Consider the following 25,331-nt stretch of genomic DNA (forward strand, 5'->3'; position numbering starts at 1 on the left):
GATGGCTTGCTAGATCCTTTAATTGAAAGAACCCTGTTTGCATGTCTTCAAGGAGAATCTTTTCATATTGATGAAGGTCAATCAGTGTACCCAGGTACTGCAAAAGGGACATTAATTGGTGGCAATTTAGAAAGCTGGGTTGCCCTATTGGGAACTCCCTACCAATCAGCTGTAAACGATTCTATTTTACTACTCGAAGATGTTGGAGCTGAACCCTTTCAAGTGGACTGCAGGTTATCGCAACTTGATTTAGCGGGAATTTTCAAACAAGTATCCGGTGTTATTTTTGGGCAATTCGCACGTTGTAAAGCAAATTATTTTCCTGAACGAGATGGTACTGTAGAAGACGTAATTGATGAATGGTCATCGCGAATAAATGTTCCTTGTATTAAAAATTTTCCTTATGGGCATATCCCTAGACGCTGCGTGCTACCTCTTGGTAAAGAGGTTTTATTAAATGCAGATCAAGGTATACTTACGGTATAGAAAATCAATTTCAATTAAGTTGCACTTATTCTAATGGATACTGATACTCCAATACCCAATGAACAAATTACATCTTCTGTTGTACATTCAATGACAGGAGAACCGGTGCTATCTGCGACAAGACTAGCAACTGGTGATCAAAATTTTGTATATGCGGTAAAGACTACTGCTGCAGAATATGTACTCCGGTTGACTGATATCACCCACAAATATAAATTTCAGGCTGCTATTGCATGGCAGAAAATGCTAATCCCTCTTGGAGTCCCTCTAGCTGAATTTATTAATTCAGATTTAGAAGGCAAGTATTCCCCTTTTCCTGCATTACTGATGATTCGTTTGCCTGGTGATGATCTGATTAATGTTTATCAAGAACTAACAAATGCAGAAAAAAACAATTTAGCTAATGAAATGGTTCGCATCCAGTCTTTATGTGCCAGCCTTCCTGAGGGGCCTGGCTATGGTATTTTTGACAGTTACGATGTAATCCCCTCAGAAAAAACATGGTATGAATTTTTGACAAAAAGATTGGGGCTATACAAAGAGCATATAACCAAAAATGCTGTTTTTAATCCAGATATGGTTATCCAAGTTCTTAATGTGGCTCAACAAATGAAAGAGAACTTTAGCATTATTCGACCAACGCCTTTTTTATGGGATGCCAGTGAGCGCAACGTATTGATATACGATAGTAAGATCGCTGGTATTGTAGACGTTGATGAAATTTGTTTTGGTGACCCGTTATTAGTGATTGCACTTACAAGTACATGTCTTGAGCTTGAAGGTCTTGATACTATATATACTGATTACTGGGCAGCAGCTTTAAATCTTGATAAATCAGCACAAGATAGGCTTGATTTTTATAAGTTATTTTATTCTATAGCGTTTATGCGAAAACACTCAATGCAAACAGCCAATAGTAAAAAGATTATGTTTGATACTGAGAAGCTCTTAAGCATTTTTCACCAATCTTGGGAGCGACTTAATAAATTGCATGTCTAAAAAGATATTTTAACAGGGTAATGGGGTTATCAATATGCAATGGGAAATAATTAAAAGCTCCAATGAAGTTATAGAATACATTGATAATACATTGGGCGATTTCAATAAAACACAAGTTAACTATAATTCTAAAATGGATTATCTCCCGCTAAATTTTCATATTAAAGATAAAGAAGGAACTGTTATTGCGGGAATCAATTCTTTTTCTTGCTGGCAAATGCTTTATCTCAGTGAGTTTTATGTTGCAGAGCAGTACAGAAGAAAAGGTTTAGGAACACTTTTATTAGAACAAGTAGAACAAGAAGCCAAAAAACGGGGTAGCTTAATTGCTCAGACCGATACATTTGATTGGCAGGCTAAAGATTTTTATTTGAAGTTTGGTTATGAAGTATTTGGTGTTATTGATAATTGTCCAGAGGGGCATAAACGTTTTTATTTGAAGAAAGTTCTTTAACTCATTAATTAAGTATCTGAAATGATCTCCACATTATCGATAAACAATTATCGCTCCATCTTAGATTTGAAAGTACCATTAAGTCGACTTAATGTAATTACAGGTCCTAATGGGAGTGGTAAATCTAATATTTACCGAGCTCTCCGCCTCCTTTCACAAACCGCAAGCGGTGGTGTTATTAAAGCATTAGCGCAGGAAGGGGGATTAAGCTCGACCTATTGGGCAGGACCTGAAACATTGTCTAAAAGCATGTTACAAGGTGATGCGGAAATTGTAGGTGGTACTCGCAAAAAAGTAGTACGAATGCAGCTTGGTTTTTCAACACCTGAGTTAAGCTACTCTATTTCGCTGGGTTTACCTAAACCATCCAGATCTACTTTTTCCTTAGATCCAGAAATAAAACGAGAGTGTATTTGGGCTGGTCCATGCTTTAGACCATCAAGTCTGATTGTTGATAGAGTCGGCCCCATAGTAAAGGTGCGCCCTTCTCGAGCTTGGCAAGTAGTAGATAATCAATTAAATATTTTTGATAGCCTTTTTTCTCAAATTGGTAATATTAAAGAAACACCTGAAATTAGCTACATACGAGAGACTATTCGTAATTGGAGGTTTTATGATCATTTCCGCACTGACAGAGAAGCACCAGCACGGAAAACTCAAATTGGTACACAAACACCTATTTTAAGCAATGAAGGTGATGATTTAGCTGCAGCACTACAGACCATTAGAGAAATAGGCGATCATGAGGCACTTGATCAAACAATCAGCGATGCGTTTCCAGGGACAAAATTAGTAATAACCTCTCATGATGGTGGCTATCTTTCAGTAGGACTTTCTCAACAAGGTTTATTGCGGCCATTAACTTGCACAGAATTCTCCGATGGCACTTTACGCTATTTATTATTAGCTGCTGCCTTATTAACTCCACGACCACCAAAGCTCATGATTTTAAATGAACCTGAGACAAGTTTGCATCCTGACTTAATACCCGCTTTAGCGAAACTGATTTTACATGCATCTGAAAAAACACAAATTTGGGTTGTCTCTCATGCATTACCCCTTATTGATATTCTAAGAAAAGAATGGTCATGCAATGTTATTGAGCTTGAAAAAAAATTGGGGCAAACAAAAATATTTGGTCAATCGATTTTAGAAACACCCTCCTGGCATTGGCCTGATTAACAGAATTAGAAAGAGTAATTGACGAATTTTATGAACATTATCTGTTCATAGCTAGTCCTATGGTATAGTGAAACTTAGAGTTTGGCCATTCAAAAACAATGCAAAATCGATTTGAAGGATATTAGTTGTAACGACATATTGTCCATCAATCGTTTTTACAGGTTTCGGCACAAATGAATCTGTTGAGTTGGTATTGTGGTTTAGCCACCGGATTTAAAACCTAACACCATTGACTAGATTAGTAATATTGGTGAAGTTTTTAATTAATCTTTGATTATTCGAAGGCAAAGGAATTCGGACTTTATAAAGTTCACCTCCATTCACCAAAACAAAAGCTTGTCCCTTAGGTAAAGAAATAAGGTCATTTACATCAACCATAGGTACTGAGGTAGTTTGTACACGATCTTCATTAGTAGTATTAAAATAAATCCCATCCTCTCCATTGGGAGTATCATTAACCATAGATACTTGAGTATGATCAACGACACCAACCTGAGGTAAGGCTTTAACCAATAAATTAGCGGTTTCCTCATTTTTAACTCTAAGCATAATCAGTGTATTAAAATTACCCTCGGTTACTGCTGCTTTAGCTTTTGAGCCAAGAGAGACTTCCATATCTTGTATAGTTTGCGCATAGGCGGTTACTTGAAAGCCAGCACCACCAGCTTTATTAAGAATTTTTACGAACGAATCCTGTATGATTTCTGATAACTCATCACAATGTAGATTTAAACGATAATTAGCATTACTTTCTTTATAGATCTTTCCTGCAGTAGAGACTAAATCAGATAAGAATGCTTTACCCACTGCTTGGGCTATATTCGGATTAGTCAGACTATCTAGGCCTATATAAATGACTTTTTTTTCCTTAATTGCAGTCATTAATTCAATTTCATTAGGACTTTTATTAAAGGAGAAAATAGCAGAAGCGTTACTTTTATTGATCTCAGATAAGACTGGTCCTACGCTTGCGGTAATTTTGTCATAATAATGTTTATCCATTATCGCAGCATCATAAAGATCAATTAGGATTTGATCATGAAGGCTTTCAACATTTCCTGCAGCGATAGTTTTATTTATATAATTTTTTAAGTACTCTGCGACTGCTTTGGGTCTATCCATAGGAGCCGTATTTTTATTTTTACGACTGTTACGTTCTTCATGATGAGTTAGTATAGCTTCTATGTGCTCATTATAATCAGGATAAAGATTTGGCATAATTGTGTCTGAATAGGCCATAAGCAGTTGATCTAGTCGACTGATGTAGAATGCTATTGATTTATAGGTTATAGACTGTTGCATTTCCTCCAAGCAAATTGCGACTATGTTAACGTATTTCCATGCAAAAGCAGCAAATTGTTTGCCTTCTCCTTCTGCAGCAATTGCATCAGTTATTCGGGTTGCAACCTCACTAACCTGATCATAATTTTTTAATGGATTGTAATGGGCGGATAATTCGGGAAAGCCTAAATGCACTATACGAAAATCATCTAAACGTCCTGATGCCTCACAGGCTGAATACATGTCACGTACTAAATCTAGATCCCCCTTGGGATCTACCACAATCACTGCATCACCATTTCGGATATCCTGATTGATTAGAATACTGGCCAACCTTGTTTTTCCGACTCGTGTTGTACCTACAACAAAGGTATGACCTACACGCACGTCTTGAGGTATATAAACTGAACTATCCTTTTCACCTAATCCATGCAGATAAGGACTACCACCTACAGGCGGATCTGGTCTGAAAGGATTTAGTTTAGATGAACTACTTAACAATTTTGCCAATACTGTTTTTTCATGGTTTTGGCAAAATTCTCTTACTGTTCTGTAGCATTTTCCTCTTTGCATAAACGATTCATTTTTTATTTGCTTAATCTGATGCAAACGTTGGGTATGATGAGGTAGCCAACGAAAGCCCTTTCCAACGAATAGCCATTTTTGGGATAAAGGTACTTGAGTAGTTGATACTGCATAGTACGGCATAGTAATTAATCGGCGATGATAGCGTTTGATTTTCAGTGCTTGCCATCCTCTAACTAAACTTAAACAACCTAGACTTACTCCAGCGTAATATCCCATGCCTTGAGTTAATAAAAATAAATGAGGTTTAGTCACAGCAAGTAAAGCTAATGCAGTACAAGTAATACTGGTATAGATTTCTGTTGGTTCACGTAATAAGTTTTCAACGGGATGATCAGCCATTATTATCTCCACCAAACTAGTAATTCAAAAAAGGCCATTGCAACCAATAAGTACCATTTAGCTTTTAAAGCAGATTGAATGTGTTCAGTAGGAATTTCGGTATTACTTCGCTGAACATAGCAAGAGATGACTCTTGGCCATAACCCAAGCAATGCCAGATAAAACGTTATATGAGTAACTAGAAAACCGATTTTATGAGTTAGAAAAAAGTGACTGGCTTGATTAAACTCATGATTAAATTGCAACAGTTGTGGTGCCAACAGTAAAAGAAGCACTACTGGCAGAATAACCTGAATCATGACTATAATAGTTGAACGAATATATTTATTTAACATGGAAAATCTCCTTATGATTAGGAATATCAAAAGTCGTAAATCCATGGCCTTTATGGCATTGAAAATCCTTTGGAAATTTGCATTTTTAACTTTGCAAGCAATAGCGTCCTTTGCCTCGGATGATCGATCTAAAACACGCTATACTGCCGGAAAAGCACAACAGCTTTATGAGGAAGATGCAATCAGTGGATCTGAATATGCCAAAAGCATTCATGGTGAATGAAGTTATTTGACTCATAGCATTTTCCCCGCACTGGCTATTTTTGCTCCTTGTCTTATAGTGTCTGATGCTGAGTTAGCAACTTTATCACTTTGTTGGCCCGCTTCATTTATCAAACTAGATAACCCTGCCCCTGCCTCTCCACCAAAATGACTGGACAGTTTCAACAACAACATAGGTGCAATGAAATAAAACATCACAGCCATATTACGCATGGCTGAAACGGCATCATTTTGGCCCAAAGGATCAAGTACACTCCGTTCAACAAAACCAACCAAATGCCAGAGGTATTGCAGAAAAATAGCCATGATGAATAATCCACAGATGCTGCCTAATGCTTTAGGGTTATAGCCGCTTAAAGCCAAAATAACTGGAGTCATAATAATCAAGAAAAAATATAGGAAGGCTTGCATTACAGGTAGTGTTTGCATAATAGCTTCCCGTTTCAATGGTGTTGAAGTCCATGATTTTGTCCATTGCCCCATGTTAACCAGTCCATGGGATATGGCACCACCGAATGCACCATTAGTATTATCCATAAGATTTTTAACACTGTTAGCTTGCATATCACGACTATCGTTAAGCAGCATTTTGGCGATGTAATCTTCTGAACTTAATTGCGAACCCCACGCTTTGGGATGGTTAGTTTTAAAAGTACGAACTCTGTCTAATACAGCGAAATAATTCAGATGGCTATCAAAAACACTAGCTTCATTGGCGACTTTCACCAAATCTGTTTTTAGTTTACCCCACCATTGATTACATGTTGGATAACCTTCCTCTGGCAAGTGTTTTGAATCAATATCACCTCGTTGAGCAGCCTTTTCCAAATTGCTATTGGGAGCTTCTTTAAAACTAAATCCTGGTACAGGTTGTCGTGCATGAATTTTGCCGTAATACAGAGTTTGATAGACTTTTGAACCTATCCATTTCAGATCTTCTTCACCACCATATTTTTTCAGGATTTCTTTTACCTTGGCCTTGTCATATGGTTCATTGTGATAACTATTTCTGGCCTCCAAAAAACATTGCCTATGAAATTTTAGGGCTTGTTCCCGAACTTCTGTTGGTAGATATGTGGAAATTAAATCGCCTTCGATGGCTTGTAAGCTATCAGTACACCCTGTTACTTTCATTAGGCCATAAGTGATCCCAGACATATAGTTTTGCAAAATAGCAAATCCTATAGGCATTTTGACACTGGGGGTCAAAACATCTGCGAAGGCTTCATCGTAAGTAGTTCCGGTATCTTTTAATGTAGAAGTCTTGGCATCAGAACCCTTTTTAATTCCACACATGGGTTTAAAACTTAGAGCTTTTTCTTCCAGAGGGACACAGGGATAAACGAATATCCCGCAAATTAAGAATGTCATTGCCAATTCATAAAGAAAATTATTTAAGGCATGTTCGGCTGCATGATGGGTAGATCCCGCTGGAGCCAGGACATTTTTCAAAAACCGATAGCCCACCATAAGAAAGCCAAGATAAAGTAGCCCTGTTTGCCACAGGGCATTGAACAACACCTCATATTGCTGCCAACCTAAATAGGTGGTGTAGAGGGATAATGGACTAAAGACTACCATATCAATCTCCTTTGAAGTTGGTTTGGGGTTTCACATACACTGCTCCATTTTTCACACTTGATTGCTCATGATCATCACCGGGTAAACCTTTGGCTATTTCATTGGAGCGCATGTCCATTAACATAGTTAGAGTTTCTGTCATCATTTTTTTGCGTACTTCACTTTCAAATGCCAGTGAATGAATATCGTCATCCAGCTTTTTTAATGCAAACCGCACCATATCCAAGGCAGGTTTCAGGTTTTGTACTTCTTGTACTTGTAATCCAGCTTGGAGAATTTTGCGCATCATCAATGCCTTATCCAGCATGTTTTGTACGGCAATTTGTTCGGCTAGTTTGGACACTGTGAGAATTTGTTCTTCACGAGGCAGACGTTGAATAGTGATGATGATTTCATCGGTAATCATCAAATTAGATGCGCTCACTAATCTGAGCTTTTCTTCAGTCAAAGGCCATTGTTTATCAACCAATTTCCACAGTGCTTTGGCTACATTAGAGGTGCATGTGTTGCTACTATCGCAGCTTTGTAATAAAGCAGATAATCCTATACCTGCTTTGGCATCATGTTTGGTTTTATCGTTTTTATCTTCACTGGCGCTGACATGAATATCTCCTAAAATTTTTACTGCCCAGTCAGCCGCCTCCATTGGAGTTTTCCAGTTCTGAGTCATTGGTGTGATTACATCTGGTTTTTTATCGTTATTTAAAGGTTTTCGGTTTAGTAGAATGTTGTAACCAGCTATCACCACATCATTAATGACTTTAATTGGTCTTTGATACTTACCACCTGCATTACCTGCTTCATGTCCTATCCAGGGCAAACCATATTCGTCTCTTTTCTTCGCAATATTTTTGGCAGTTGCAGTAACATCCACATTTTCTGTTTTTGCACGTTTGGCAGCATCCAACCAGCCTTGACTGTCTGAAACTGATAACATGCTTTCCATGGGCGATTGACCTTCTTCCAAAGTCTTTTTAACGTCCTGACAATCCTTCACTTTGACGGCAAATTCATTTAACGCACCAGAAGCAGTATTTTGCAGGACGTTATAAAGTGCTGGCATGGATTGCTGTAGTTTATACATGGGGTATCCAACAACTGAGCCTTTTAAATTATCAATAACTCCACCAGGAATATTCATTGCCGAAGATTTCATATCCTGAAAAGTATTGGTGATCGAGACGACCGGATTAAAACCACTACAGGTAAAACCCAGACGACCATCAAAATTTCCACCTATTGTTATAGTTTGATCGTTATTGACAGGAGGTATATATAAATTGGATGAACCTCCCAATTTATAATAATAATCTGATTCATTGGGCATAAATGAACTAGCAAACAAGATTGATGGCAGGAAACAAATAATTAGTGCAATTGTTGTTTTATTCATAATTTCTTCCTATCGTTTTTGAGGTTGACCTACTTTGGGAAATGACAGAGCAAGGATGTATTTTCCTTCATGCTGAACGCAGCCACGATATTTACGCCAAACAACAAAGACATAATTTCCATTTCCTGCTTTATCATCTTCTATGCCCATATCACTTGAGTCAGTTGGGTCTATATTACGATGCTTGGGATAAACTTCCTGCCAAATTACCTGCTTACGTTTTGGGTCAAAAATCACATTGGAAACAACACAATTTGGGCCACAAGAATTGCTGGTACTTTGGGTGACATGCAGACTGTTTTTGTTGGTAACGATATCGGCAGCATGCATGGCAGCAACTATTGAGGCTCGAAACCGTGAAGGTTGCGTTACCCTCATTAATCGTGGAATTTCATGTCCCCAAATATCAGTCTGACTGCCAATATCGTGGTTAAACAGTAATTGAGGATGAGTAGCCATATAAGCAATTTCAGCTATTTCAGTTCTATCAGATACAGCATCAGCTACACTAATGTAATAGGGAAATCCGAATCGTGTTTCGGGACGGTGTGAAAGGTAAGGAAAACGATATAATCCAGCAGGACTACCTATCACATCAACGATTCTGGTTCGCTCATCATTAATGTGCATTGAATTAATCTGTCCTGCATCTTCACCAAAACCCAAATCTGAACCTGTCGCCAACTTATAAGTTTGTTTATACAACGCCTGACTGGCAGGATTTTCAAACAAAGCTTTAGCCTCTATCCATGGATTGGTTTCAGGTCTATTGGCAACGGTGACAATTAAATCAGGAAGAAACTGCTCCACTGCTGGTACAGGAACCAGTTTGGGTGGCAACTTGCCAACCGCCCAAGTGCAACTGCCTATCACTTTATAATGGCTATTGGTAAATATTTTACTAATAACTTTGGTTGCAATACCAAAACTACTAATAGGATTGGGTGGTTTAATACTTTCCTGTGCATGCAGAACTGTGGAACCAAAGAACAATGCAAATAATATAGAATGGTTAATCCTCATAAAAATAACCTCCATCATTTTGATTGCGTACTTTGTTCTCCAATCTGCTAGCCACAATCTCAGCTGCTTTAAGAACATCGTATTGTTCTTCTAGTGCATGACGTTCGGCTTTTTCTGCTTTTTCATTGAGTAATAACGCCAAGATGTAGCGTGTTGGAATGACGCGAAATAATCCTTGATAACGTGAGCCGAGTAAGACTGCCTCAGCGTAAAGTCCTTTTTGCGAATCAATGTCACGAATAAGCGCTATTTGCTCAGGAGTTAATTGTTTGAATTTTTGGACATCAACCAGTTCCTTTTCATCAATGCCTAATAAAATCCATGTTTCAATCAGTGATAAAATCTTGGTGGCCATTTCAGAATTCATGTCTGCGACATTTTGGGTACTGGGAACGAGCCACAAGCCCAGTTTACGTGCAACTTTAGCTACAAGCAGTGCGCATGTGACCACAGATGGAATTTGAAACTGGATATGGGCTTCGTCAAAAAAGAGAAAAGTTGGGCGATTGTTATTTTGGTTTTCTTCAGCCATAGCAAGAATACGTGGTAAGAGCGATACCATAACCAGAGCCAATTTCCCTTTATCATCTTTAATAGCTGATACATCGACATGGAAAATATCAAAATCACCTAAAGGTTCTGTTGGTACATTAAAAAAGCGTGATTTATTACTATTAATTACATAACTTTTTAATCGGTCATGCATATCTAAAATACGATCTTTTTTGCGAGGAACTGTCTCTTTTTCCATTCTTCTGGCAAAGGCAGCCAATACATGTTCCGTTAGCATCTGCGGAATATTGGCATTGAAGGAGGTTAATATGGCATCACTTAAGACTTCAATTAGTATGGTTTCATCAGCTAGAGTGAAGCTTTTTTCTTCTAAATCATTAGCCTCTGTAATCATGGTACGCAAAGCAAGTGACAACTCAGCCAAATAGTTACGTGATTCTTCGTTACACGCCTGCTCAACAGAATTTGCAGCCTCATGTAAACCTTCTTTCATCTGCATTATTTTTTCAGCTAAGTGTTTGGCCTTTTCATCACTTAAATTACTGCTGATTTCATCAAGCGCTTTGTAGGCTTCACAAAATGGGTTTAAAGGAACAGCTTTGCTTTTTTGATTACTTAATAATAATTGTTTGACACTTTTTCCCTTGGCTCGACAATGGGTGAGAAAACGGTCAAAAGAATTACCCATTTCAAACAGTACAATACGCGCGTTTTTGGTAGCCATTAATGTATTAATTATCCATCCCGCAGCTACGGATTTCCCACCACCTGAATTAGCGAAAAGCGCCATATGGGAATTTTGGCTAATGAAGTCAGTGTGTAGTGGATCAAATAATACAGGCTCACCCAGACGATTAAAGAAAGTAAGACAAGGTAGATGTCGCGCACCTTGATTACGACCATAAACTGGAAGTAACGCCGCTAATTCTGAGGCATAGATTAAACGGTCAAATCGTAAATACTGACGTGCAAAAGTTGGCACAAAATTAAAGGGTAATGCATTAAGGTAACTGTTGATTGGATGAAGATCATAACTGGAAGGTATTAAAGGCATTTTGGCATCAATGAACAAGTCCTTTAGGTCTTTTTCAATTTGAATTGCCTGTTCTTCAGTTTTTGCACGATAAAATATCGCCTGATTAACCCAAAATAATCTGTTGCCCATTGATAATTCATCTCGGGCAGTTTTAATATCATCTCTGACCTGTTGCGGTTTTAAACTGGTACCAATGATACCTTTTTCAAGTCGCATTAAATGAGCATCAAGAGCTTCATCATTACTAAAAGTAACCTGAATGGTATAGATTGCTCCCTCTGGTAATTTGTCTAATAATGCATAACGATGTTTGGGATTTGCTTGAGGTTTCTCACGAGACAACAAACCTGTTTCAGGCGCTTCTCTTAAACCATCTACATATAATATTCGATGCTGATAATCATCAAATACAAAACCCTTTTCATTACTTTCAGGTGGGGTAAAAAATATAGCCTGACTTAAATTATATCCAGCGGGTTGTTTTTCTTTGGGGTAAGGAAAGCGACTAAGTAGTTCCTCAATATTGCCATTAGTCATTGCAGGTTCAGGATTAAACCAGCGTACCCACCATTGGTAATAGTCCTTACCTGTTAGTCTTTTGAGTTGTAAGCCAGGTGATTTCAGTTTGCTTTCAATCTGCGCCATCACTTCTTGATGTTCCAGCAGTGCCTTATCTCGTGTTGTTTGAATTTGTTTATATAAACGATAAAACAAAACACGAACGCGTCTTCTTCTACCGCGATAAGGCATATCAGTTTTAGGATCTAAGAATAAACCCTCTGGTCTTACCATCTTGGCGAATAGATCATCGAGTCTGGCCAGATAATCCTGAGTAAAGGACATTTGAGCGATTTTGGGATCAAGATTATTTGTGATGTGATTCAAAACAGGTTTTAAGCTGTACTCATCATTGACATACATTTGCATTACCCAAGGATCGTCTTTATGTAAGGGAACTACTGCTGCAAAAGTGTCACGAATTTTATTAAAAACTGACTCTAGATGAGCAGGAGATGCGGCTTCTGCAGGTATGCTGGCTAATTCAAATCCTGAGCCGATACTGATCCCATCATTTAACAAAAAAAGATTTTGTTTATCACAAAAATCGACTATAGCGAGTTGATCAGGTAATGAAGGATGGGGATTGTTATACCCTTTCTTAACTTCCTTTTCTGTAATAGCACTCCTGGATTTAGAACCTAACAACCAATCGCTGGCTTCATTCAATAATAGCTTCATACCATCCCCTCAATATTGTTCAGATGCCAAAGCAAACTGGTTTTGTTTGTAGAGAAAAAATCCTGTGGTGTAGCCAGGTTTAATCAATTGCTCATCACCAATTAAAGCCACATAGGGAAACACATAAATTGGAATTTGAGGGTTATCTAAGGGCTTAAATAAATTCTGAATTTCATTAGAAGCATCACGTGTATACCCTTCATAATTGACAGGCTTGTTTAGTGTTCGTTTTACAGACCAGCTTTGTGTTGGTTCGCTAATGCTTTGCTGATAGAGCTGACTGACAGTCAAACCTCCTTCTGGTATTGCTTTGGAGGCTACTATCGAAGAAGCACACGCACTCAAAGTCAATGTGCTACCTAAGGCTAAAATCATGCGTAGTTTGTTGTGAATGGCCATAATCTAATACTCTCCCGTTCGCTTCTTTATCGAGTTTGATGGTTTGTGTTAAATGAAATGAAAATTGATTGGGTCTATACCCTGATTTATAAGCAACACTGGCAGGAACAAATACCATGTCAAAACTACCCTGAATCCTTTTTTCCAGCCAATCAGCTGCTTTGACTGATCCTTGGGATAACGCACCGCCTAAAGCGTACTTACCCATAGAACCTGTTGGTGTAGCAGTTCCGCCATTGTCATTGGCCGTGTAGGTCATTTGCCATTGAGACAATGCATTACCAAAACCCTTAACCCCATCTGCTGCAATCATGGCGGTTAATACACGCGGAGCATTGGTAAAATATTGGCCTTTGATGCATGGGTTGCCGAAGGCAGTAGTCAGATAACCCAGACTTTCGTTATTAATCATCTCAGCGGTTCCATTCATTTGCTCCTTGCCGACGGTTACAAAATGGCCGTCATCAAAGACAAATAAAGCAGAGGTGACATAAGCTCGTGCACAACTGATGTTATCGAGAAATGAGCCTACTCCTATGGCATAGCCATTGACCTTCATCCCTGAAATATTAGGCGGTAAAGGGATGCCATTTGCAGCCATTAAATCCCCTCGATTAATAACTGCTGAAAAGGGAAAAAGTGGTTGCATTAATTTTCCTTCCACTGGAACTTCACCAATTAATGCGGATAATAAAGTGGTGTGACCAAGATCCGATCCAGCTGGAATGGTGTAGAAAGGAATAGATTTTTTTACTTCTGTTTTTTTCAGATTGATTTTAGTTTTTTCGGTTAAAGATTTACGCTTGGCATTGAGTCTGTCCCAATAAGCAAGTTCGGTTTGATTGTTTTCATTTTTCATCAGTAACTGATCTATGTCTTTAATAGTGCTTTTTTTAATTGGTTTTTTTGCAGGCTCACCATTAATTGAATAAGGTTGATCCTGAGGTTGTTGTACCTGTGAGGATTTAAGTTCTGCGATTTGTTCTTTTAGGGCATCAAGCTCTTTGGTTAACTCTGGATTGTTGGTTTGTGGTGCATTAATGTTTCCTTGAGTGTTTTGCTCCTTAAGCATTTTATTCTGCGCCTCAAGACTCGCCAGTTTCTTTTCAGTCTCTTGCTGTCTGGCCGCAACATCACGAATATTGTCATTGAATTGACTGGCTATGGCTTCATTTAAGTTATTAGGATCGCTTTGTTGTTTATCAAGTACAGATGAATGATGACCACTATTCATTAGTATCAAAGCAGCGACTCCTACTACAGCACCAGTTAATACTTTTAATCCGGCATTTTTCTTCATCGTACAAACTCCCTACCAGTAACCAAGGCCTCATTAAATGGTCTATCCGAAACCAGAAATACGGTGGTTGTGTCTTCTTTACCTCGTGGTGCTAATGTATTGGTGGGATAGAAGGTAGCGGTTTGCCAATTTCCCACCATGCGACGAGGATCAACAACTACCTCTTTATTCAACAGATTTTTTAATTCGATCGCTGTGACATAAAAGGCACCTCCATGCCATGAAATCAAAGGACGAGACTCCATACTGGCACCATAAATCAGACTTATTTGTTTTCTAGTTTGCATGGGAATACGACCAACCCCTTCAGGAATGACTAATAGTCTTTGTGGGGCATATAGGGATTGGATAGCGAAACGGGTCAATGTGATTGAGTTGATATCAAAACTGTTAGCCGTTTCCGGTTGATTGTTGTTAGATTCTTCTTTATTTTCCAACAAGATTTCTACAGGTTTATTGGCGGTGATTTTCTCATTGGCAGATAAGTTAAGAATAATCACTTCGCCTTGGGGCATAAGCTGAACGAGCAGGCGTTTGTTATCAAAAGATTCCTTTCCTTTAAGATAAAGAGCATCCTGAATTTTTAATACTGCGATTTTTTCGCCAGCTTCGTTGTCGATAATGCTAATGGCTTGGGGGAAATGAACTAATCGTTCCTCATTTAAAGAAATACTCAAATGAATAGGCGTTTTATCCCATAACACATGCTCGGCATCGAGTGCGAAAACCTCCATACTGACCAAAACACTGATTAATACGAACAACCATTTATACTTTGTCATGTTGTTTTTCCTCCAAAGGTGTAGCTAACAAATCTTTGACCAGGGCTTCTGGTTGGGTATAACCATCGAGAGCTAATTGAAAGGGATTTTGCAGGCGAGATAAGGTCACTTTGACTACTCGAAGATGGTAATCAACTACCTTGTCAGCAATGACCATAGGGCTATTGTCTTTAAGTCTTTGCGTGATGCGTAAAACCAGATGTACTTCCCACATGTTATTGCCTATGTCTTTCACATCACTGTCTTCCATAAAGCGATAAAGACTAGCCACTTGAACTCTATTGAAGAGTTGAGCATCTTTATACGCTGCCAGTGTTTGCTCCATTAAATGTCTATGACGTGGGGTGAAGTAATAGTGGAAACTGGCGAGGTTATTAGTGAACTCACTTTTACCTGATTTGGACCAGGTATTTAAAGCAGGCATTAACGTTGCAACAAACCCTTGCACATACTCAGCAGGAATTTGCTCTGCTTTAATTAATCCACCATTTGTTGCCATTGAAGGGGTTAGCCAAAATTCATAACGATTAGGGGATTTAGCCAGAGTGATAATCAGTCCAGATACAATGAATACAAGCACTGAGATAAAGGCCAATAACAGGCGGTTGAGATGATTTAAGCTATCGATTTTCTTCCAGTAATTAAACATGAGGTTCACCTACTAATTTGGATTTTTGCCAGATGCCTTTATGAGAAAGATAAGGCGAAGTTCTTATGCCCCAACGTGCAAACCCTAAAATGGTTTTCTTCATTAGATAACCATAAGGTTTGCCCGCTTTTAATCGGGCAACACGCTTTGGACAAACCGTAATGGACAAAACAAAACCCACCAAAAAACCAACGCAACCAAAAGCCAATGGGTAGCCTGCAGGTATACCGCTTAAGGTAAAAAGCAAGCTAGTACCTAGTGTTGCTACAATGACAATCCAGAATAGTTCACGCAGACTTAACCCTTTGTAGGCTTCGTAATCATGAGACAGATGGCGTGATGAAGGTCGGTTCATGGCAGCCACCTAAATCTTGAATTTGGTAATCATGGTGTAACCCACATAACCTGCAACAATACTGATTGCCAGATAAGTAATACCCATCACCGCAAAAGTACCAAAGGCCACCATCGAACCGTCATTTTTCTTGGATTCCTCTATACCGTGCTGAACTGTTGTGATGAACTTGATAAAACTCATTACCGCAGCAATAAAGAGTAATAATCCCAATCCTTGTCTAACGTAATTTCCTGTCACCGTCATCATGCTTTTATTGCCGTCACTAATATCATCGGCATTAGAAATTTTGGGGAACCAGTTATCAGCAAACAGGGCTGGTGCGTAGTTTAAAGTGATAAAACCCGTACCGATTTTTTGCCACCATTGATTCAACTGGACGTTTTTATTTTTCATGGTTAATTCCCCTTTACGATTAAAATTAGAATGAATAGGCAAAGTCCCATTACAATGCGAATTGAACGAGAGCCAAGACGAATGAGAAAACCATCCTGTTCTCTTTCTTCATTGCCCATAAAGTGATTGATGCACCAGATCACTGCGATAATGACCATCATGATCGCGATGAACCGAATGCAACTTGAGTACACCCCAGCAGCTGTATTACCTGCCGCTTGCTTGAAGCTGGCGGCAAATGTTTTAGCGATATCCACTTTGCCCATGGCTACTTACCAATGAAATCAAGCGCTAAAGGCTTGATAGTTTTAGGTTCGATGGCGGGCTTATTGATGTAATCAATTAGTGAATTGCGGATAACCAATAAATCATTACGCAACCCAGGATGCGACTTGCCATCAGATCCTTCAAAAGATTCAATATGTAATTGGATTCGAGTATTAGGTTCAATTTCCGTTTGGGCTTCATCCAGCAAGGGCATGATGGCGTTGATTTGGTTAATAACTCTGACCAACGTTTGATTAAGAGCTTCTTCACTGGCCTGTGTCGCAAAGCAAGTCATACTCAGCATTAAAATCAAAAACAATCTTTTCATTTTTTCTCCTTACAAATATTTCTTAAAGCGACTGGCTGTAATGGAAACCATCACACTTAATAAGATACTGACGGGTACGAACATTAGTGCTGGGGTAATACACAAAGGAACTGCTAGCCATAAGGCCAATAACATCAGCAAACCACGTTTGAAGTAGCGATTTAATTGATGAAATACATATGAGGACTCACGTCCCAACGAGGCGGTGCGAATGGCTCGTTGATTCAAACCATCGACCAAACCTGCTGTCATAGCTAAAGCAAATAATGGAATGCTTGCCAGAAGAATCATCAGCTTGATAAACATCACATGAGCAGTCAGGCTGATAAGTAACCCAACTTGTTTTGTAGTGGTAAATAAGTCATCTACTATCTGATCTAATTCAGAGTTGTTTTCTGGTAAGACGGTATTCAATTCACTTTTAATAACGGTAGTAACTTTTCCTACTTTGTCGGTCATTTTTTCAGTTGGTATTGCGGTAACCCATGACTTGAAGTGCTCAGCCACTGAAGCATCATTAAATTCTGCGACTGCACTCGTTTGTTGTTTGGATAGTTCATAGATGGTTTGCCAGGCTGAATCAAAGCCATTCATTCCCCATAGACTCAATGCCCAACCCAATAAAATCAACCAACCGATAAAGACAAGTAACAGCAAGCTCATGATGATTCTTTTGGATTTCTTTTGGGTTTGAGTTTTTATTGCCATATCTCACCTTTATTAAAAATCAGTGGGTAATGGCTTTCTTTGAAGATGGCTAAGAGGTCATCTACATCAGCAGGCAATAATGGTGCTTTGATTAATTCCTGAAGTTCCAGCAGACTGGAACTGCTGTCTATATTAGTAATAAAACCCAGAGCATTTATCTTTTCTAACTCTTGTGCATGATCCTTTAACCATTGACGAGATACAGCATCATCGCCAATGATAAAAATAGAATAAGAAAAGTTAATTAATTCTAATTTGCGTTTTAATACTTTGCCCACTGTTGCTTTGCTGGTCGCAGGTAATCGCGCATCCAGTTTTGCCTGAAGTTTCAGTGATTCTTCTGTGAGTTGCTCTTGCGATTCTTTGATGTAGTGTTCCATATCGATGACTTGATAGGCATAGCAGGAAGTAATCATCAATAAACCTGCAATTAGTGATATCTTTCTCATCTTAAAACCTCCCCAGATCAACAACGCTAGAACTGCCGTTTTTAGAAAGTAATAACAATGGGGTGGTTTTTTTATTAGCCTTTAGAGATTGATAATTCAGGTCGCCATGATTGAGCGTAAGACGACCACTGTTTATCAGATGTTGTGGGATTTGATGTTTGTTAGCCCATAATTGAATTGATAAATCATCACTATCTAACAGCATGAGGTGTAAGCGAGTATCAGGAGTATTTTCAATTGCTTCAGTTAAAATCATCAAAATAGTTTTGACTGCTTCATCTGGTTTCATGAACAGATAAAGGATGTCTCCCTGATTTAGTTGAACAGACTTATGGGCATAGGGTGAGTAAGGAGATGGATCAAAATCACCAACAACAGGTACATTGGCAAAGAGCTTGTTATAGGCTTTATAAAATGCATTATTCCAGGCAATATTTTTAGAGACTTTCTGGGCTTCCTGAGCTGCTGCAAGTTCTGCAAAATGATTGCGTTCGTCTTCATTTCTGGCATTAAGCCCCAGTATATCCAGTGGGGTTTGTCTTAATCCCTGATAATAGATCTTGCTGCGATTCTTCATGAGGAATACATAACGCTTTTCTTCCTCAAGGGTTAACTCCCAAACTTTGGCTTCATGAAGTTGTTGTTCATTGAGCTTTAATTTGTTTACGTCTTGCTCCAAAGTTAGATCGTCATTATTTACTGTTAACCCAGCTCTCGCTAAAGTTTGATCTTGTGCACTTTGAGTATTCAATGGTTGAGTATTCAATGGTTGAGTATTAATGCCAGGGATATTCAATTCAGCGTGTACTGTATGAGTTGATAACAAAGTGAGAGTGAGTACTGTTTGTTTAAACATGTTGCTCACCTTGTTCCATATTCACTGGAACACGATCTTTATTACTGTTTTCAAATACAAGGTGTTGCCTCCCAAAATCAATTTCTAAAACAGACCATCCAGCCAGGGTATCTCCTCTTTCCATTGGGACAGTTTTAAAATCATAGATAACACTAGCTACACTGACTTGTTGAATGCTGTCTATGCTCAGAACTTTAAAGGGCAAAACAGTAACGGGTAGATATTTGATGGGGTGTTCTTTCTTATCCAGAGTGTTAACGACCTTATGGATAGTATCGAGCTTCTGGGTTAATTCTGATCTGCTTTCAAGTACCAACTGATTTAATTTGCTTTCATCTGTAGATTTCAATTGTTCAATTAATCCGGCCAGTTTATTAAAATCCTGATTGATGGAACTTAAATCAATTTTTTCTACTGGCTTTTTAATTTCTGTTTGAAGAGTAATGAGTTGAGATTGAATGTCGTTTAAACGAGAACTAATGACATCATTGTCTGTTGTACTGTCATTCGAATGCATTGCTCCAAGGACAATGCCACTAACAATCGCTACATTAACTAATGCAATAAATACCCATTTATTCACAGGTTTATTAAATGAAATCATGATTTACTCCTTACTATTTTTTTAACAACAGATTGATAGCCAGGTTTCAATTTGAAATTCACTTCCCGTAGCAACGGATTAACAACCAGCAAAAAGACTTGCTGTCCCGCAAGTACTTCAAGTCCATCTTTAACGCTTAAAGGGCCTAAATTTCTATCGATTTGAGGTAAGGTCTGCAGCATTACTGCCTGCAAACTTTGGGGTTGCTTTTCTTTTACAGCTAAGGAATAACCAGAGTATTGCAACCACCATTTTATTGCCTGACCAACAGTTTTAACTTCTTGGGGGAAATGAATTTGTTGCACTGCCAATAAAGGATTAACTTGAGCAGCTAAAGGTTTATTAGCGACTGTTGCATAACGATTAATCTGAGTAACATCTGCCAGCGCGTGGGTCGTAAAAGTTAAGATGCTTAGTGAAGTAGCAAGTAACAATTTGAACATAACAAACTCCATCAGGGCTTCATGCCCTGAGTTGATAATTAATTGGTTTCTGAAACAATTTCTTGCTGTGTGACAATCTCAGGATTAGCCTTCTTCCTTAAATAGATTTCTTTGCGATCAACATCCACATTTGACGGCGCATGAATCCCTACCGCAATGTGACCTCTACGAACGTATAAAATTTTGATTTGAATCTGGCCTTTGTCTATGAGGATTTCCTCTCCAACACGGCGGGTAAGTACTAGCATGGCAACACTCCTGTTTTGATTAACTGTTTAATTTTTTTAACATGGCTTTGATATGCATCTCAGCGACTTCACGGCTCGCTGGTTTGTTGGAATCTTGATTCATAGGGCGAGGAATTCTGCGACCCTGGATTGCTTTACAATCTTCAATAAACTGAGGCAGTGTTGGTGGATACCCTCTCCCCTCACGAAGCATGAGCAAAACTTCTTTCAAAATTTGATTATCAAAACGCAATAAAGCGTCAAACCACTCTTTTTTAGCACCAGCCAACCCACGTTCGTTTTGGAAATTACTCCACCAGATATGGCCATAAATCGCTCCAAGCCTGCTAAACAGGGTATCAATCCGCTTGTCATGAACTTCTGGGGTTGCTGAACTGGACGACGTTGCTTGTGTTTGATTGCCCGGATTCTTCTTCGTTGAAATCGAAGTCCGTGTCTCCACATGAGTCCCAGAAAATTTCGATTGCAGATTTTTTTGCATGAGTTGTTGTATGTTTTGCATTGCTACGCTCCTGTTTTCTGACAGAGGAAATTTCATCATCCCAGCAGTGTTGGGCTAACCAGTTGGCAGGGTACTTCCATGGAGGAACCCAATCACCTGCAAATGCTTGCTCATCCCAATTCTTCACTTGTGCAATCAAAGCGCTGATTATTTTGTCCACTAGAAAATCATCGGGATTGATTTGTTTAAACTCCTGCCACGCTTTTTGTTTGGATTTTTTGCTTGGGTAATGCGACCAAAATTTTTCAAATTGCGTAAATAAATATAAATAATTATTCTCTTTATGAGGTATGTCGGCTTTTGCACATTTAGCTATGTCGGCTTTAACTGGTTTAAAGTTCGATTGGCTATTATTATCAAGGACTTCTTGAAATTCAGGACTGATGCCTTGCTGTGACGGCTTTGTGACGGCTTTTTTCTGGACATAATAATCCCTTGTCGCTAAAAGGCATTTTAAAATTAATTGATGATCTCTGGATTGGAATTTAATAAGACCCGCTCTTTCAAGACCAGCGATTGCACGGCGTGTTTGTGCACGAGAAAAGCTAACACTTTTGATGCCTTGATGTGGTTCGATATACAGTTGTTCAGCAATTGATTGATAGCTTATCCCCCTATCAATTCCCACTATCCCGGTTTTCACATTCATATAAGGCCTAATCCCTCTAAAATAAGCTAATTGCTGAATGTGCGGTAAGCCACACAATGCAACCATCTCGTTGTCATTAACAGTGAACTCCATTGCTCCCTCTTCTTCCGTTGACTTAATTAATCATCAATTTTGCTGTATGTTATATTTTGAAAATTAACGACCCATATTAATGCTCTTAATGAGCATAATTACTCAAATCGAGCAACTATAATTAGAACTTAACACATATTGAGAATGTGTCAATATCTGGTATCATATTTATTAAGTATTTTTATGGACGTAACATGGAATGAACATCAAAGAGAAAATAGGACAACGAATTAGGCATGAACGAACCACCAAAGGCCTAACGAGAAAGGCTCTGGCAGAGCTAACAGAGGATTTAAAAGTCTCTCGCATCAACAATTACGAACGCGGCGAAAGAACCCCTGGCCCCGAAGAAATCAAACAACTAGCTAAAGCACTAGAGGTTTCACCATCCTTTTTAATGTGTTTGTCCGATGACAAACAAGGAAGATTAAATAAAACTCCTGGCTTGGGTGCTCTAATTCCAGTGCTGGATTACAAGCAGGCTGCAAATCCTGCGCTATTTATTCAACAAATCAAAGAGGAGCACTACTCTGAAAAGGTTGCATTAATCCCAGTTAGTTCAGGACTGACTGAGCGTATCGGTCCAAATGCCTTTGCGATGGAAGTGAGGGATGACAGTATGACTCCAGAATTCAGAGTGAATGATGTGCTCATCATTGATCCTGATACTACTCCAAATCCAGGAGATTTTGTGGTGGCTAAGCTTGATTCTGAAAATGAAGTGATTATTCGCAAATATAAGCAGCTTTCTGCTTCTAAAACATCTCCAGCATTTGAATTAATTGCGCTTAATGAAGATTGGGCAAGTGTTCGAGTCGATCCCGATACCAGCTGTGAATTAGTTGGGTCGGTTATAAGTCTAAATAGATTTATTAAATTATGACCTGTTAAGGATGAGTCCAAGGATAATTAATGAAACCGATTTTGATAAACCTACCCATGCCGATAATAACCCCCAGGTTATTAATAAGACCCACCCAAGTAAATGACGGTAAGGCAGTGAATGCCGCTATTTTAGAATCCTATGAAGAACTCCATCGATTTATGGATTGGGCTAAAACAAAGCCCTCTGTAGAAGACTCAGAAGAACAGGCTCGACTCGCTGCTGCCAACTGGATTCTAAAGAGAAATGAAGAACCGTGGCTTCAACTATTTATTTATGACAAAACCACCGGAGAATTTATTGGCGGAACTGGCTTTCATCATATTATTTGGGAAGTACCCTCTGTTGAGACAGGATATTGGATACGCAGCTCTCGTGCAAAAGAAGGTTTGATGACCGAAGCGATTAATGCCATTACACAATATGCGTTCAAACAATTAGGCGTAAAACGAATGGCCATTACCTGTGACCTTGATAATAGCAGAAGTCGAATGATTCCCGAGCGACTGAATTACACCTTAGAGGCAACCCTAAAATCAAATAGAAAAAAACCAATTACAGGTGAAATCAGCGATACCCTTGTCTACGCAAAATATGATCTTGATAATCTACCCAATCTAAACGTGAATTGGCCTACAGAATGAACTCTCTCCAATTCAAAAACCTATGCGAAAATGACCTGGTGCTTCTCTACACTTGGTTCAAAGAACCAACGATTAACCAATTGTATGCTAGAAACCAAGCTTGGTCTCTTAAAGATATTCAAAAGAAATACCTACCCAGAATTTTAGGCCAAGAAAATGTACCCAGCTTTATCATTATCAAAAATGATAAAGCTATAGGGTTTATACAATATTATTGCCTGACAGGGTCTTTACCTGAGGGCATAGAAGGTTATAAAAACCCTTTGTTTAAAGAATACACTCCAAATCAACTTGCTGGAGTAGATCTTTTTATTGCACACGCAAAAGATCGTGGCAAGGGCATAGGGGAATCAATAATAAACAGCTTTATCTCAGAATATTTAACTCAGTTCCGGGCTGTTCTCGTTGATCCAAATAGTAATAATATTCACGCAATTCGATGCTATGAAAAAGCAGGGTTTGTAACATCAACGTTCAGCCAAGACCCAGACTATATTGTTATGATTAGAGCTTTAACTCCATTTTCATAGGATACATTATAAGATGCAAAATAGAAACCCGGCCCTCTTGTATAAAGGATTACCGTAGAAATACTGTATTATTTATGACCTTAATGGTGATATCATTTTCTAAATGACATCTAAAATCCTAAACGAGTCCAGAGGCAAACATCATGAGTCAATATAAACGTATTTTCATTATAGGTCATCCAGGTGCTGGAAAAGCCTTAGTCGCAAAAACTGTGGCAGAAAAACTGGGTTGGCAGTTTATCGATGCTGATTTAGGACTAGAGTTTCGTATGGGGCGCACCTTAACTGAAATTTTAGGAAAACAAGGTGAAAATAGCTTCTCTGCTTGCCAATCTGAACTATTAGCTACTCTAATGAATCAAGAGCACATTGTTGTGGCTACTGATGCCAGCATTGTTTGCAGCGAAAAGAATCGCCAATTACTATCAACAGAATGTGTTGTGAATTTGAAAGTGAGTACACCAGTCCAGATCGAGCGTAATGCTCGTCAACCTGCCCCACTGTTACTGAATACTGAACTCCTGTCATTTCTAGAAAGACTACATCAGGAACGCGATGGCTTGTATGACCAAGTGGCCCGTATAACTATTAATAGTGACGACAATGCCCTTGACAAGCATGTGCTCCGTATTCTGAACTCAGTATTAGACGTTAAAGACAGGGAGTCGGCTATTAATCCATTAAAATTAAATAAAAAAGATTTGACCATTTTTCATAAAACCGAGCATTTTCCAGTACAGCTAACCGATCAACAAGCTGCCTGTCTTAAATTACTGGCTCAAGGAAAAGCCGCAAAAGAAATTGCACGTACAATGAATATTTCGTATAGAACAGTAGAGGATTATCTTGCTAAAACAATGGAACTACTGGGATGCACCTCGAGCAAAGAGTTAATAGCTTTATATCATGATCAACCCTGATAGAGAAACTAAGGTCTAAACTAAAAGTTACACTGGCTTATAGAGGAAAGAATTTTATGTATCATAATAGCAACACAACATCTGGAGAAGATTAAAAATGAATAAATACAAGCGCATTTTTATCGTTGGTCATTCAGGAGCAGGTAAAGGCGTTCTAGCCCAAGCACTTGCAAAAAAAATGGGGTGGCAATTCATTGATGCTGATTTTGCCTTGGCTCCTTCAATAGGTCGACCTGTAACGGAAATCATTGGAAAACAAGGTGAAGACGCCTTCCATCAATGCTTATCAGATATTTTGTCTTATCAAAAAACCAAAGAAAATATAGTGGTAACGACCGATGATAGTATCATCTGTCATAAAAAAAACCGTGAATTGTTATCTTCTGAATTTGTGGTCAATTTGAAAGTAAGTCTCGATGTGCAATTGGATAGAATTGCTCATAATCGTCCACTACTACCTATGGCCGATTACAAAGCATTTCTAAATAAACTTCGCCAGGAACGTGATGATTTATATGAACAAGTAGCCAGTTTTTCGCTCAGTTCGGATGATGGAGCTATCGAAGAACATGTATCAAGCATTTTAAATGCTATTGAAAAATAAAAACGGCACTTTACTTTATTTATCATGTAAAAATAAGAGTTATTTTGTGCT

Annotated in this window: 32 protein-coding genes; 10 read left to right on the plus strand and 22 right to left on the minus strand. The window is 38.6% G+C overall.

The window, feature by feature from the left end; translation table 11 throughout:
- The first annotated feature begins 6 nt into the window (after positions 1–6).
- The 4 genes from LFA_RS20555 to LFA_RS11020 are packed head-to-tail and all read left to right on the plus strand — an operon-like array spanning position 7 to position 3,121.
- Positions 7–486: a S66 peptidase family protein gene (locus tag LFA_RS20555; protein WP_045096227.1), complete on the plus strand. Its 480-nt coding sequence runs from the start codon at positions 7–9 to the stop codon at positions 484–486.
- A 33-nt stretch (positions 487–519) separates the two neighbouring features.
- Positions 520–1,485 carry a phosphotransferase family protein gene (locus LFA_RS11010; RefSeq protein ID WP_045096228.1) on the plus strand — a complete coding sequence of 322 codons (966 nt, stop codon included), beginning with the start codon at positions 520–522 and terminating at the stop codon, positions 1,483–1,485.
- Between the two features lie 34 nt (positions 1,486–1,519).
- The gene (locus tag LFA_RS11015) at positions 1,520–1,939 is read left to right on the plus strand and encodes a GNAT family N-acetyltransferase (protein ID WP_045096229.1); all 420 of its coding nucleotides are present in this window, start codon (positions 1,520–1,522) and stop codon (positions 1,937–1,939) included.
- A 21-nt stretch (positions 1,940–1,960) separates the two neighbouring features.
- Positions 1,961–3,121, plus strand: a complete 1,161-nt coding sequence (locus LFA_RS11020) for an AAA family ATPase (protein ID WP_045096230.1) — start codon at positions 1,961–1,963, stop codon at positions 3,119–3,121.
- A gap of 213 nt (positions 3,122–3,334) precedes the next feature.
- On the opposite strand, the gene traD is transcribed toward LFA_RS11020, so the two are convergent.
- Positions 3,335–5,329 (minus strand): type IV conjugative transfer system coupling protein TraD, encoded by a 1,995-nt coding sequence (gene traD / locus LFA_RS11025; RefSeq protein WP_045096231.1) that lies wholly within the window; start codon positions 5,327–5,329, stop codon positions 3,335–3,337.
- Positions 5,330–5,331: 2 nt separating this feature from the next.
- Positions 5,332–5,664 carry a hypothetical protein gene (locus LFA_RS11030; protein WP_045096232.1) on the minus strand — a complete coding sequence of 111 codons (333 nt, stop codon included), beginning with the start codon at positions 5,662–5,664 and terminating at the stop codon, positions 5,332–5,334.
- A 13-nt stretch (positions 5,665–5,677) separates the two neighbouring features.
- Between LFA_RS11030 and LFA_RS11035 the strand changes: the two genes are divergently transcribed.
- Positions 5,678–5,887, plus strand: coding sequence for a hypothetical protein (locus tag LFA_RS11035; RefSeq protein ID WP_045096233.1), 210 nt, complete (start codon positions 5,678–5,680; stop codon positions 5,885–5,887).
- A gap of 11 nt (positions 5,888–5,898) precedes the next feature.
- Here the strand turns inward: LFA_RS11035 and LFA_RS11040 are convergent, their stop codons facing one another.
- From LFA_RS11040 to LFA_RS11135, 20 genes are all read right to left on the minus strand, one after another.
- A complete protein-coding gene (locus tag LFA_RS11040) occupies positions 5,899–7,467 on the minus strand; it encodes a conjugal transfer protein TraG N-terminal domain-containing protein (protein ID WP_045096234.1) in 1,569 nt (522 codons plus the stop codon).
- Between the two features lies 1 nt (position 7,468).
- Positions 7,469–8,860 carry an integrating conjugative element protein gene (locus tag LFA_RS11045; RefSeq protein WP_045096235.1) on the minus strand — a complete coding sequence of 464 codons (1,392 nt, stop codon included), beginning with the start codon at positions 8,858–8,860 and terminating at the stop codon, positions 7,469–7,471.
- Positions 8,861–8,869: 9 nt separating this feature from the next.
- The gene (locus LFA_RS11050) at positions 8,870–9,883 is read right to left on the minus strand and encodes a TIGR03756 family integrating conjugative element protein (protein ID WP_045096236.1); all 1,014 of its coding nucleotides are present in this window, start codon (positions 9,881–9,883) and stop codon (positions 8,870–8,872) included.
- The gene (locus tag LFA_RS11055) at positions 9,873–12,671 is read right to left on the minus strand and encodes a conjugative transfer ATPase (RefSeq protein ID WP_045096237.1); all 2,799 of its coding nucleotides are present in this window, start codon (positions 12,669–12,671) and stop codon (positions 9,873–9,875) included. The genes LFA_RS11050 and LFA_RS11055 overlap by 11 nt, the downstream gene beginning before the upstream one ends.
- Before the next feature lie 9 nt (positions 12,672–12,680).
- Positions 12,681–13,070 (minus strand): TIGR03751 family conjugal transfer lipoprotein, encoded by a 390-nt coding sequence (locus LFA_RS11060; RefSeq protein WP_045096238.1) that lies wholly within the window; start codon positions 13,068–13,070, stop codon positions 12,681–12,683.
- On the minus strand, positions 13,027–14,370 hold the full coding sequence (locus LFA_RS11065; RefSeq protein ID WP_045096239.1) for a TIGR03752 family integrating conjugative element protein: 1,344 nt from the start codon (positions 14,368–14,370) through the stop codon (positions 13,027–13,029). The genes LFA_RS11060 and LFA_RS11065 overlap by 44 nt, the downstream gene beginning before the upstream one ends.
- Positions 14,367–15,152, minus strand: coding sequence for a TIGR03749 family integrating conjugative element protein (locus LFA_RS11070; RefSeq protein WP_045096240.1), 786 nt, complete (start codon positions 15,150–15,152; stop codon positions 14,367–14,369). The genes LFA_RS11065 and LFA_RS11070 overlap by 4 nt, the downstream gene beginning before the upstream one ends.
- Positions 15,139–15,801 carry a DUF2895 family protein gene (locus LFA_RS11075; RefSeq protein ID WP_045096241.1) on the minus strand — a complete coding sequence of 221 codons (663 nt, stop codon included), beginning with the start codon at positions 15,799–15,801 and terminating at the stop codon, positions 15,139–15,141. The genes LFA_RS11070 and LFA_RS11075 overlap by 14 nt, the downstream gene beginning before the upstream one ends.
- Positions 15,794–16,156: a TIGR03750 family conjugal transfer protein gene (locus LFA_RS11080; protein ID WP_045096242.1), complete on the minus strand. Its 363-nt coding sequence runs from the start codon at positions 16,154–16,156 to the stop codon at positions 15,794–15,796. Before LFA_RS11080 ends, LFA_RS11075 begins: the two co-directional genes overlap by 8 nt.
- A gap of 9 nt (positions 16,157–16,165) precedes the next feature.
- A complete protein-coding gene (locus tag LFA_RS11085; RefSeq protein ID WP_045096243.1) occupies positions 16,166–16,552 on the minus strand; it encodes a hypothetical protein in 387 nt (128 codons plus the stop codon).
- 2 nt (positions 16,553–16,554) lie between these two features.
- On the minus strand, positions 16,555–16,818 hold the full coding sequence (locus tag LFA_RS11090; protein ID WP_040534879.1) for a hypothetical protein: 264 nt from the start codon (positions 16,816–16,818) through the stop codon (positions 16,555–16,557).
- Between the two features lie 2 nt (positions 16,819–16,820).
- Positions 16,821–17,147: a hypothetical protein gene (locus LFA_RS11095; RefSeq protein WP_045096244.1), complete on the minus strand. Its 327-nt coding sequence runs from the start codon at positions 17,145–17,147 to the stop codon at positions 16,821–16,823.
- 9 nt (positions 17,148–17,156) lie between these two features.
- Positions 17,157–17,855: a TIGR03747 family integrating conjugative element membrane protein gene (locus LFA_RS11100; protein ID WP_045096245.1), complete on the minus strand. Its 699-nt coding sequence runs from the start codon at positions 17,853–17,855 to the stop codon at positions 17,157–17,159.
- Positions 17,846–18,304, minus strand: coding sequence for a PFL_4695 family integrating conjugative element protein (locus LFA_RS11105; RefSeq protein ID WP_045096246.1), 459 nt, complete (start codon positions 18,302–18,304; stop codon positions 17,846–17,848). Before LFA_RS11105 ends, LFA_RS11100 begins: the two co-directional genes overlap by 10 nt.
- A gap of 1 nt (position 18,305) precedes the next feature.
- Positions 18,306–19,160 (minus strand): TIGR03759 family integrating conjugative element protein, encoded by an 855-nt coding sequence (locus LFA_RS11110; RefSeq protein WP_045096247.1) that lies wholly within the window; start codon positions 19,158–19,160, stop codon positions 18,306–18,308.
- Positions 19,153–19,764 (minus strand): hypothetical protein, encoded by a 612-nt coding sequence (locus LFA_RS11115; protein WP_045096248.1) that lies wholly within the window; start codon positions 19,762–19,764, stop codon positions 19,153–19,155. Before LFA_RS11115 ends, LFA_RS11110 begins: the two co-directional genes overlap by 8 nt.
- Positions 19,761–20,207, minus strand: a complete 447-nt coding sequence (pilL2, locus tag LFA_RS11120) for a PFGI-1 class ICE element type IV pilus protein PilL2 (protein ID WP_045096249.1) — start codon at positions 20,205–20,207, stop codon at positions 19,761–19,763. Before pilL2 ends, LFA_RS11115 begins: the two co-directional genes overlap by 4 nt.
- A 38-nt stretch (positions 20,208–20,245) precedes the next feature.
- Entirely contained in the window at positions 20,246–20,455 is a 210-nt protein-coding gene (locus LFA_RS11125; RefSeq protein ID WP_045096250.1) for a carbon storage regulator, read from the minus strand.
- A 19-nt stretch (positions 20,456–20,474) separates the two neighbouring features.
- Complete coding sequence (locus LFA_RS11130; protein WP_231865837.1) at positions 20,475–20,723, minus strand: Vir protein; 249 nt, start codon at positions 20,721–20,723, stop codon at positions 20,475–20,477.
- Between the two features lie 82 nt (positions 20,724–20,805).
- Positions 20,806–21,699: a hypothetical protein gene (locus LFA_RS11135; RefSeq protein ID WP_045096251.1), complete on the minus strand. Its 894-nt coding sequence runs from the start codon at positions 21,697–21,699 to the stop codon at positions 20,806–20,808.
- Between the two features lie 199 nt (positions 21,700–21,898).
- Between LFA_RS11135 and LFA_RS11140 the strand changes: the two genes are divergently transcribed.
- The 5 genes from LFA_RS11140 (at position 21,899) to LFA_RS11160 (ending at position 25,280) form a co-directional block, all read left to right on the plus strand.
- Positions 21,899–22,582 (plus strand): LexA family protein, encoded by a 684-nt coding sequence (locus LFA_RS11140; RefSeq protein WP_045096252.1) that lies wholly within the window; start codon positions 21,899–21,901, stop codon positions 22,580–22,582.
- 29 nt (positions 22,583–22,611) lie between these two features.
- Positions 22,612–23,226 (plus strand): GNAT family N-acetyltransferase, encoded by a 615-nt coding sequence (locus LFA_RS11145; RefSeq protein ID WP_045096253.1) that lies wholly within the window; start codon positions 22,612–22,614, stop codon positions 23,224–23,226.
- Entirely contained in the window at positions 23,223–23,756 is a 534-nt protein-coding gene (locus LFA_RS11150; protein WP_045096254.1) for a GNAT family N-acetyltransferase, read from the plus strand. Before LFA_RS11145 ends, LFA_RS11150 begins: the two co-directional genes overlap by 4 nt.
- 143 nt (positions 23,757–23,899) lie before the next feature.
- Positions 23,900–24,676 carry a shikimate kinase gene (locus LFA_RS11155; RefSeq protein ID WP_045096255.1) on the plus strand — a complete coding sequence of 259 codons (777 nt, stop codon included), beginning with the start codon at positions 23,900–23,902 and terminating at the stop codon, positions 24,674–24,676.
- 97 nt (positions 24,677–24,773) lie between these two features.
- Positions 24,774–25,280 carry a shikimate kinase gene (locus tag LFA_RS11160; protein ID WP_045096256.1) on the plus strand — a complete coding sequence of 169 codons (507 nt, stop codon included), beginning with the start codon at positions 24,774–24,776 and terminating at the stop codon, positions 25,278–25,280.
- Positions 25,281–25,331: the final 51 nt, after the last annotated feature.

The sequence above is a fragment of the Legionella fallonii LLAP-10 genome, assembly GCF_000953135.1.
Taxonomy (GTDB): domain Bacteria; phylum Pseudomonadota; class Gammaproteobacteria; order Legionellales; family Legionellaceae; genus Legionella; species Legionella fallonii.

Coding starts and splice junctions, on each gene's coding strand:
- LFA_RS11010 (WP_045096228.1), top strand. CDS start 520: ATGGATACTGATACTCCAATACCCAATGAACAAATTACATCTTCTGTT.
- LFA_RS11015 (WP_045096229.1), top strand. CDS start 1,520: ATGCAATGGGAAATAATTAAAAGCTCCAATGAAGTTATAGAATACATT.
- LFA_RS11020 (WP_045096230.1), top strand. CDS start 1,961: ATGATCTCCACATTATCGATAAACAATTATCGCTCCATCTTAGATTTG.
- traD (WP_045096231.1), bottom strand. CDS start 5,329: ATGGCTGATCATCCCGTTGAAAACTTATTACGTGAACCAACAGAAATC.
- LFA_RS11030 (WP_045096232.1), bottom strand. CDS start 5,664: ATGTTAAATAAATATATTCGTTCAACTATTATAGTCATGATTCAGGTT.
- LFA_RS11035 (WP_045096233.1), top strand. CDS start 5,678: ATGATTAGGAATATCAAAAGTCGTAAATCCATGGCCTTTATGGCATTG.
- LFA_RS11040 (WP_045096234.1), bottom strand. CDS start 7,467: ATGGTAGTCTTTAGTCCATTATCCCTCTACACCACCTATTTAGGTTGG.
- LFA_RS11045 (WP_045096235.1), bottom strand. CDS start 8,860: ATGAATAAAACAACAATTGCACTAATTATTTGTTTCCTGCCATCAATC.
- LFA_RS11050 (WP_045096236.1), bottom strand. CDS start 9,883: ATGAGGATTAACCATTCTATATTATTTGCATTGTTCTTTGGTTCCACA.
- LFA_RS11055 (WP_045096237.1), bottom strand. CDS start 12,671: ATGAAGCTATTATTGAATGAAGCCAGCGATTGGTTGTTAGGTTCTAAA.
- LFA_RS11060 (WP_045096238.1), bottom strand. CDS start 13,070: ATGGCCATTCACAACAAACTACGCATGATTTTAGCCTTAGGTAGCACA.
- LFA_RS11065 (WP_045096239.1), bottom strand. CDS start 14,370: ATGAAGAAAAATGCCGGATTAAAAGTATTAACTGGTGCTGTAGTAGGA.
- LFA_RS11070 (WP_045096240.1), bottom strand. CDS start 15,152: ATGACAAAGTATAAATGGTTGTTCGTATTAATCAGTGTTTTGGTCAGT.
- LFA_RS11075 (WP_045096241.1), bottom strand. CDS start 15,801: ATGTTTAATTACTGGAAGAAAATCGATAGCTTAAATCATCTCAACCGC.
- LFA_RS11080 (WP_045096242.1), bottom strand. CDS start 16,156: ATGAACCGACCTTCATCACGCCATCTGTCTCATGATTACGAAGCCTAC.
- LFA_RS11085 (WP_045096243.1), bottom strand. CDS start 16,552: ATGAAAAATAAAAACGTCCAGTTGAATCAATGGTGGCAAAAAATCGGT.
- LFA_RS11090 (WP_040534879.1), bottom strand. CDS start 16,818: ATGGGCAAAGTGGATATCGCTAAAACATTTGCCGCCAGCTTCAAGCAA.
- LFA_RS11095 (WP_045096244.1), bottom strand. CDS start 17,147: ATGAAAAGATTGTTTTTGATTTTAATGCTGAGTATGACTTGCTTTGCG.
- LFA_RS11100 (WP_045096245.1), bottom strand. CDS start 17,855: ATGGCAATAAAAACTCAAACCCAAAAGAAATCCAAAAGAATCATCATG.
- LFA_RS11105 (WP_045096246.1), bottom strand. CDS start 18,304: ATGAGAAAGATATCACTAATTGCAGGTTTATTGATGATTACTTCCTGC.
- LFA_RS11110 (WP_045096247.1), bottom strand. CDS start 19,160: ATGTTTAAACAAACAGTACTCACTCTCACTTTGTTATCAACTCATACA.
- LFA_RS11115 (WP_045096248.1), bottom strand. CDS start 19,764: ATGATTTCATTTAATAAACCTGTGAATAAATGGGTATTTATTGCATTA.
- pilL2 (WP_045096249.1), bottom strand. CDS start 20,207: ATGTTCAAATTGTTACTTGCTACTTCACTAAGCATCTTAACTTTTACG.
- LFA_RS11125 (WP_045096250.1), bottom strand. CDS start 20,455: ATGCTAGTACTTACCCGCCGTGTTGGAGAGGAAATCCTCATAGACAAA.
- LFA_RS11135 (WP_045096251.1), bottom strand. CDS start 21,699: ATGGAGTTCACTGTTAATGACAACGAGATGGTTGCATTGTGTGGCTTA.
- LFA_RS11140 (WP_045096252.1), top strand. CDS start 21,899: ATGAACATCAAAGAGAAAATAGGACAACGAATTAGGCATGAACGAACC.
- LFA_RS11145 (WP_045096253.1), top strand. CDS start 22,612: ATGAAACCGATTTTGATAAACCTACCCATGCCGATAATAACCCCCAGG.
- LFA_RS11150 (WP_045096254.1), top strand. CDS start 23,223: ATGAACTCTCTCCAATTCAAAAACCTATGCGAAAATGACCTGGTGCTT.
- LFA_RS11155 (WP_045096255.1), top strand. CDS start 23,900: ATGAGTCAATATAAACGTATTTTCATTATAGGTCATCCAGGTGCTGGA.
- LFA_RS11160 (WP_045096256.1), top strand. CDS start 24,774: ATGAATAAATACAAGCGCATTTTTATCGTTGGTCATTCAGGAGCAGGT.